Annotated in this window: 1 protein-coding gene; it reads left to right on the forward strand. The window is 47.5% G+C overall.

The window, feature by feature from the left end; genetic code table 11:
* Nucleotides 1-118: 118 nt before the first annotated feature.
* A partial coding sequence (gene cadB / locus ACUU1M_RS20220) for a cadaverine/lysine antiporter (RefSeq protein WP_000092900.1) occupies nucleotides 119-1,167 on the forward strand: 1,049 nt, incomplete at its 3' end.

The following is a 1,167-nucleotide window of genomic DNA, read 5'->3' on the forward strand; positions in this document are numbered from 1 at the left end:
AATCTTTAGGATTAATCCTTTTTTCGTGAGTAATCTTATCGCCAGTTTGGTCTGGTCAGGAAATAGTTATACATCATGACCCGGACTCCAAATTCAAAAATGAAATTAGGAGAAGAGCATGAGTTCTGCCAAGAAGATCGGGCTATTTGCCTGTACCGGTGTTGTTGCCGGTAATATGATGGGGAGCGGTATTGCATTATTACCTGCGAACCTAGCAAGTATCGGTGGTATTGCTATCTGGGGTTGGATTATCTCTATTATTGGTGCAATGTCGCTGGCGTATGTATATGCCCGACTGGCAACAAAAAACCCGCAACAAGGTGGCCCAATTGCTTATGCCGGAGAAATTTCCCCTGCATTTGGTTTTCAGACAGGTGTTCTTTATTACCATGCTAACTGGATTGGTAACCTGGCGATTGGTATTACCGCTGTATCTTATCTTTCCACCTTCTTCCCAGTATTAAATGATCCTGTTCCGGCGGGTATCGCCTGTATTGCTATCGTCTGGGTATTTACCTTTGTAAATATGCTCGGCGGTACCTGGGTAAGCCGTTTAACCACTATTGGTCTGGTGCTGGTTCTTATTCCTGTGGTGATGACTGCTATTGTTGGCTGGCATTGGTTTGATGCAGCAACTTATGCAGCTAACTGGAATACTGCGGATACCACTGATGGTCATGCGATCATTAAAAGTATTCTGCTCTGCCTGTGGGCCTTCGTGGGTGTTGAATCCGCAGCAGTAAGTACTGGTATGGTTAAAAACCCGAAACGTACCGTTCCGCTGGCAACCATGCTGGGTACTGGTTTAGCAGGTATTGTTTATATCGCTGCGACTCAGGTGCTTTCCTGTATGTATCCGTCTTCTGTAATGGCGGCTTCCGGTGCTCCGTTTGCAATCAGTGCTTCAACTATCCTCGGTAACTGGGCTGCGCCGCTGGTTTCTGCATTCACCGCCTTTGCGTGCCTGACTTCTCTGGGCTCCTGGATGATGTTGGTAGGCCAGGCAGGTGTACGTGCCGCTAACGACGGTAACTTCCCGAAAGTTTATGGTGAAGTCGACAGCAACGGTATTCCGAAAAAAGGTCTGCTGCTGGCTGCAGTGAAAATGACTGCCCTGATGATCCTCATCACTCTGATGAACTCTGCCGGTGGTAAAGCATCTGACCT

The organism is Shigella sp. SIG6, assembly GCF_053555815.1.